6 protein-coding genes are annotated in these 3,767 nt (G+C 67.6%); 2 read left to right on the top strand and 4 right to left on the bottom strand.

Annotation, left to right across the window (positions count from 1 at the left end; all coding sequences use genetic code 11):
• The first annotated feature begins 68 nt into the window (after positions 1-68).
• Positions 69-617 (top strand): DNA starvation/stationary phase protection protein DpsA, encoded by a 549-nt coding sequence (gene dpsA / locus BN903_RS10215; protein ID WP_048077632.1) that lies wholly within the window; start codon positions 69-71, stop codon positions 615-617.
• A 134-nt stretch (positions 618-751) separates the two neighbouring features.
• On the opposite strand, the gene BN903_RS10210 is transcribed toward dpsA, so the two are convergent.
• The 4 genes from BN903_RS10210 to BN903_RS10195 all read right to left on the bottom strand — a co-directional run bounded on the left by BN903_RS10210 (position 752) and on the right by BN903_RS10195 (position 2,848).
• Entirely contained in the window at positions 752-1,297 is a 546-nt protein-coding gene (locus tag BN903_RS10210; protein ID WP_048077631.1) for a DUF1684 domain-containing protein, read from the bottom strand.
• Positions 1,298-1,364: 67 nt separating this feature from the next.
• Positions 1,365-2,066 (bottom strand): helix-turn-helix domain-containing protein, encoded by a 702-nt coding sequence (locus BN903_RS10205; protein ID WP_048077630.1) that lies wholly within the window; start codon positions 2,064-2,066, stop codon positions 1,365-1,367.
• Positions 2,067-2,174: 108 nt separating this feature from the next.
• On the bottom strand, positions 2,175-2,453 hold the full coding sequence (locus tag BN903_RS10200; RefSeq protein WP_048077629.1) for a hypothetical protein: 279 nt from the start codon (positions 2,451-2,453) through the stop codon (positions 2,175-2,177).
• Positions 2,450-2,848, bottom strand: coding sequence for a helix-turn-helix domain-containing protein (locus BN903_RS10195; protein WP_048077628.1), 399 nt, complete (start codon positions 2,846-2,848; stop codon positions 2,450-2,452). Before BN903_RS10195 ends, BN903_RS10200 begins: the two co-directional genes overlap by 4 nt.
• Positions 2,849-2,993: 145 nt before the next feature.
• Here BN903_RS10195 and BN903_RS10190 point away from each other — a divergent pair.
• A partial coding sequence (locus BN903_RS10190; RefSeq protein WP_048077676.1) for a TrkA family potassium uptake protein occupies positions 2,994-3,767 on the top strand: 774 nt, incomplete at its 3' end.

Genomic DNA, 3,767 nt, shown 5'->3' with positions numbered 1-3,767 from the left:
TTAATCACGAAAGAGTAGTTCCTTCTGTAGGAACCATTAAGTGGGTCGCGCGCGTATGTATAATTGAAATGAGTACCCAGAAGCAGGCCCGTCAACGGTACGGCGACGTTCACGAAAGCGAAGCGCTCCGCGTCCCCGAAGAGAAGGCCGAACAGCTCGTCGACGCGCTCAACAGCGACCTCGCGGCGACGTACGTCCTCTACCACCAGATCAAAAAGCACCACTGGCTCGTCGAGGGCGCGGAGTTCCTCGGCATCCACGAGTACCTCGGCGAGGTCGCGGCCGACCTCGAAGAGGGCGCAGACGTGCTCGCGGAGCGCGCGCAGGCGCTCGGCGGCGTGCCGCTCTCCGGCGGCGCGAACTACGAGGAACACGCCCCGGTGACCCCCGAGGACGCCGACGCCTACGACATCCGCACGTCGCTGGAACACGACCTCGAGATCTTCGGCGACATCACCGAGCAGCTCCGCGAGCACATCCAGCTCGCCAACAACCTCGGCGACTACAACACCGAAGAACAGCTCCGCGAGATCCTCGAAACCGTCGAGGAACACGGTCACCACATCGAGCACTACCTCGAAGACGACACGCTCGTCACGAGCGAGACGCTCCAGTAGACCGACCCCGACGGGCCGCCGACGACGCGATCCGGACGCGATGCCGAGTAATTCCGACGCGATTCCGACTTTTTCGACCGCGCTTCCCGTTCGAAGAGCGCGACTGCCGCGCCGATCGGCCGAACTCCGACCGGTTAGTCGAGGTCCGGCGTCCGCTCGCCGGCGGGGATCACGATCTCCAGCCAGTTTTCCTCCGGCGGGAGCGGACAGGAGAACGTCTCGCTGTAGGCGCAGAACGGACTGTACGCGAGGTTGAAATCGACGGTGACTGCGTCGCCGTCGGCGAGGTCCCGCTCTGGCGCGAGCTCCATGTACCGGCCCTGATGGTAGGTCTGTTGGCCGGTCGTCTTGTCGCGGAAGGGGACGAAGATCGCTCCGTCGTCGCCCTCCTGTCGGTACCCGGCGAGCGTTCGTTCCTCGCCGTCGACCTCGAACGCGAAGGTGACGACTCGGAGGTACCGGACCGGGTTGCTCGCGGTCGTCTCCATCTCGACCGGCTCCGGCTCGTCGTGGACGGTGACGGTCGCCTCCACGCGGTAGGCGGGATCCGGCTCGAAGTAGTCGAGCCCGTCGAACTCGTCCCGCTGCTCCGGCGGGATCGGCGACTGCTGGTGTTCTGCGAAGAACTCGTCTTTCTCCCGGCGGTTCGCGCGGAGTCGCTCGGCGTAGTCGTCGCTCATACGCGGGCCGACGGTCGCCCGCGGTTTCAGGCCCGCGGTTCGGTCCTCCTCCCGACCTGCGGCGGCCTCACAGCGCCTGGAGGTCCGCGAGGCAGTCGTCGAGGTCGCGGTTCGACGTCGCCAGCGAGAACCCGTCGACGCGGGCGAGGTCGGCGGCGTGGTCCCACAGATTGCCGTCCTCGATCCCGTGGAGGACGACCGCGTTCGGCGTCGGACTCACGACCCGCAGCGCGACGAGCGGCGACTCCCCGCGGGTCACCCGCGTGAACACGAGCGCGCGGTTCGTCGACTGGCCGTACAGCCGGTAGAACTCCTCGCTCGACAGCCGCGTGATCGCTTGGATCGAATCGATCACCGTGTGGCCGTTCACGTGGTCGTGGTCGCCGCGGACGATCTCCGTCGCGCCCATCGCCTCGTAGAACTCCGCCAATGGGACCGCCGTCGAGTACTCGCGGAGGTCGTGGACGATGTCGCTCTCGAACCCGGCCGAGAGCACCCGGGCGTGCTGGCGGAGCCGGCCGCCGCCGCGCCGCTCGTCGATGTCGAGAAGCCCCTCGACGGTGCGGCGGACGACGCCGATCCCCGGGCTCTCGCGGCGACCGCTCTCGTAGTCGGAGACGACCGACGAGGAGACGCCGAGCTGGTCCGCCAGCTCCGTCTGCGAGACGTCGAAGTCGGTCCGCCACTTCCGAAGGGTCGCCCCCGGGTCGTCGCTGAGCGTTATCTCGCCGGCGATCCGGCGGGAGAGCTCTTCTCGTGCGTCGCTCATACCGCGAGTTGAGGACCGAGCGCCGCAAAAGGCTACCGAAAGCGGGGTTCGTCGCGCGTCGACACCGAGGGGTCGGCCACCACCGCCCGCCCGTTCCCTGAACCGGGGTCACTCCAGGTACAGCGAGTAGACGATGACGGCGAAGCCGACAGCCGTGAGGAGGCCGTCGATCGCGATCCCCACCGCGAGGTCGGCTCCGATGATCTGGTGGGAGACGCCGCCAAGCAGCGCCCCGACGGTGACGATGCCGAAGCCGATTCCGAGCTCCCGCAGCGACCGGTCTCCGGTCCGGTCGTACGCGCGGAGCGCGTAGTAGGTGATGCTGCCACCGAGCACCAGGATGGCGGTCTTTGCGGCGATGATCGTCAGGTCGATGTACGGGTTCATGTTTCCTCTCGTAGCTCCGACCACAGGTCGGCCAGTCGCTCGTCTCGAGTCCGTTCCGGCCGAGAGAACTCCACGTCGAACTCGCGGCGGTCCTCGGTGTTCTCCGCGCCGTCGTCGACGGAGACGGTGACGGCGTCGAACGACACCGAGTACCGTGTCGTGTGCTGCCCGTCCCGTCGGATGTCGGTCGACTCCGACAGCAGAGAGGCGTCGGTGAGCTTCTCTAACTTCCGGTAGGTCGTCGACAGGGGGATGTCGCACTCCTCGGAGAGTTCGCTCGCGGTCTTCGGCTCGGTGAGCGCCGCGACGATCCGACGGGCCGCGTCGTCGGCCAGCGCGTCGAGCACCTCGTCGACCGACGGCGGCTCCGGGTCTCGCGACGGATCCCGCACCATGCGTGACGGTTCGGCCCACCGAACTTAAAGGATCGAACTTTCGATCGACGCGAGGACGATTCGATCGCCCGATGGCTGACAGACCGGCGGAACCGGGTCCCACGAGTCCTCCCGTTTTTGTACGGCCGCGGCATATCGCGGTTCGATGGACACGTGGAAGCGTCGCGTGGTGTTGTACGTCGCGTTCCTCGGCACCGTGATCACATTCACCGCGATCACCTACCGGTGGGGAATGCGGGTGTTCGAGAACGACCCGCGCACGCTGATCGAGTCGTTCCAGTTCGCGATCGAGATGTTCACGACGACCGGGTTCGGCGGCGACGCCGCCGACTGGCAGAGCCAGGAGATGCACGCGTTCATCGCCGTGATGGACCTGGTCGGGATGGTGCTCCTCATCGGCGCGCTGCCGGTCGTCGCGACCCCGCTCTTGGAGTCCGCGTTCTCGACCACCGTCCCCCGGTCGCTACAGGACGACGTGACGGGGCACGTCGTCGTCTGTTCCGACACCACGCGCTCCGACGCGCTCCTAGACGAGTTCAAGTCCGAGGGCGTTCCGTACGTGGTCGTCGAGCCGGACCCCGACCGCGCGCTGGTGCTGTACGAGAACGGACACAGGGTGGTCCGTGCCGATCCAGAGACGACCGCGGGGCTGGAAGGGGCCCGCCTCGGGTCGGCGCGCGCGCTGGTCACCGACGTCTCCGACCGCGTGGACGCCAGCATCGTCCTCGCCGCGAAGGAGCTGTCGACGGACGTCCGGGCGATAAGCGTCGTCGAGGACCCGAGCCGCGAGCGGTACCACCGGCTCGCCGGGGCCGACGAGGTCCTCTCCCCGCGGTCGCTGCTCGGCGAGAGCCTCGCTTCCAAGGTGACCACGGCCGTGCGGACCGACCTCGACGAGGCGGTCGCGATCGGCGAGTCG

It is taken from the genome of Halorubrum sp. AJ67, from assembly GCF_000513435.1.
The sequence above is the reverse complement of the archived record's forward strand: the minus strand, read 5'-3'. Positions and strand labels throughout refer to the sequence as shown.

Bases quoted from the DNA above. Each gene is read 5' to 3' on its own strand.
- BN903_RS10205 (WP_048077630.1), bottom strand. From the start codon at position 2,066: ATGAGCGACGCACGAGAAGAGCTCTCCCGCCGGATCGCCGGCGAGATA.
- BN903_RS10195 (WP_048077628.1), bottom strand. From the start codon at position 2,848: ATGGTGCGGGATCCGTCGCGAGACCCGGAGCCGCCGTCGGTCGACGAG.
- BN903_RS10200 (WP_048077629.1), bottom strand. From the start codon at position 2,453: ATGAACCCGTACATCGACCTGACGATCATCGCCGCAAAGACCGCCATC.
- BN903_RS10210 (WP_048077631.1), bottom strand. From the start codon at position 1,297: ATGAGCGACGACTACGCCGAGCGACTCCGCGCGAACCGCCGGGAGAAA.
- dpsA (WP_048077632.1), top strand. From the start codon at position 69: ATGAGTACCCAGAAGCAGGCCCGTCAACGGTACGGCGACGTTCACGAA.